Source organism: Megamonas rupellensis DSM 19944, assembly GCF_000378365.1.
Lineage (GTDB): Bacteria > Bacillota > Negativicutes > Selenomonadales > Selenomonadaceae > Megamonas > Megamonas funiformis.
Genome location: NZ_KB899631.1, coordinates 1 through 1,977 on the forward strand (window position 1 = coordinate 1; position 1,977 = coordinate 1,977).

The 1,977-nt window shown below is 28.3% G+C and carries 1 protein-coding gene; it reads right to left on the reverse strand.

The window, feature by feature from the left end:
- Positions 1–418 precede the first annotated feature (418 nt).
- A complete protein-coding gene (locus tag F553_RS0111530; RefSeq protein ID WP_019000212.1) occupies positions 419–1,528 on the reverse strand; it encodes a M48 family metallopeptidase in 1,110 nt (369 codons plus the stop codon).
- Positions 1,529–1,977: the final 449 nt, after the last annotated feature.

The window sequence follows — 1,977 nt, forward strand, 5'->3', positions numbered from 1 at the left end:
TAAAACTAAAAGGACTTAGTCCTGTAGAATACAGAACTAAGTCTCAATTAGTAGCTTAATTAATATGTCCAATATTTTGGGTGCATATCAAAATTTAGTAGTAAGTCTTTTTTGTTAGTTGAAGTCATGAAAGGACATGGAAATATATCCTAAATGAAAAATGATAGTTAATATTAAAATGATATTTAAAGTGCAAATAAAGAAATTCAATTTTCTGTTAGGTATTAGTTGAGATAAAGCATTTTTAAATTGATTTATTAGCCAACAATTACAAGCAAAGAATAATATAAAAAGAGGATGGGATTTAAAAGAATATAAAGCACTTAATAATAGACAAGATAAAGTAATGAAGTTAATACTATAAATCACTACATTGATAAAAGTAATTAATCTATTTTTAGTTATATCCTCCGTCAAATTATCTAATAGAATTTAATTTATTTACAATACTATTACCATTTTCTCCATATTCAACAACCATTATTGCTTGATTACCCATATAAATTGTATTTCCACTTAAATAAGCTTCAGGTGGATTTTTAGGATGATTATGATAAACTGCTGCCAAATTACCAGCAATTAGATATGCTCTTTCTTGACTGCTCATATCATTTGCAGGGACAGGTGTTATAAAATCATGACGATTTACACTAATCATGCCAGTTTTACTATCAACCTTTACTTTATTATTACTATAGTCAGTGAGTTTATCAGAATAATTATCACGGCGTGATTGATGACTTGGATGGTCAGAAGGTGAGAACAATTCACCTACGAAATTAGTTTTAGACTCACCCATTTTATCGATAAAACGTTGCCAAGTAGCAGCACCAGCACCGATATTATAACCAGCGCTTGTTGCATAATTAAAAGCAATATCATCAGCATCTTGTTCTTGAACTTTAGTTATACCTTTGGCAATCATATTATTTTGAAGAACATTCGCACCAATTATAGATATAATATTAGGATTTTGAGAAGCATAAAGATTAGTCAATAATTGTACAGAAAAACTTTTCTTGGCAGAGCTTTGAACATGTTCTTCTTCACCATGAGCTAATTCATGAGCAATAACAATGGCAAGTTCATCTTCATTATTATTAAGCAATTTAAACATACCAGTATTTACGCTTAAATTATGACCTACAGTGCAAAAGGCATTATATTCTTCACTTGGATTAATGAAATAATTATAAGGTTTATCTTTAATAGAAGGGTCCGTTAAGGAGATAGCATAAGTCAAACGGTTCATGATATTATCTAATAAAGTATTGTAATAAGGGTCAGTATTTTCTCCTAATTCACTTTTCATTTGATTAAAATACTCATGACGACCATCACTATCTAGATAATTGAGCTGTTTTTCTAATTGCTGATATTGAATACCAGTGATAGCCACAGCGCCAATAGCATTACCCCAGTTGAAGGCATATGCAGATTGATTAGGCAATATAGTATAAGAAACTGAAAAACCTAAAGATAAAGCAATACCTGTTGATAATAGTTTTTTGTATGTTTTTCTTAACATAAATAGCCCTTCTTTCTTTATATATAGTATATTTTTATTATAATCTATATATATCTACAAGAGAAATTAAAATTATATTAATTTTTTTATAAAAAAATATAAAAAAAGGTGTTGACATTTAGGTTGAGTTTAATATATAATAATCAACGTTGTCGATGAGCAACAAACAAAATAAAGAGTTTTGAAAACAACAAAACAAACAAAATAAAAAAGTTTGAAAAAAGTTGTTGACAAAACAAAAAACGTAAGATATAATATTTAAAGTCAGCTCGAGAGAGCAAGACAAAAGATGTTCTTTGAAAACTAAACAATGCACAATATGTTTTCTAACATAAACGAATGTGCGGTATCTGCTTTATAGCAGATTACCTAATAAATTCTTTTTAAACAGATAATTAAGAGCCAATCGGTTCTTCGAAAAATAATTTTTTTTGGAGAGTTTGATCCTG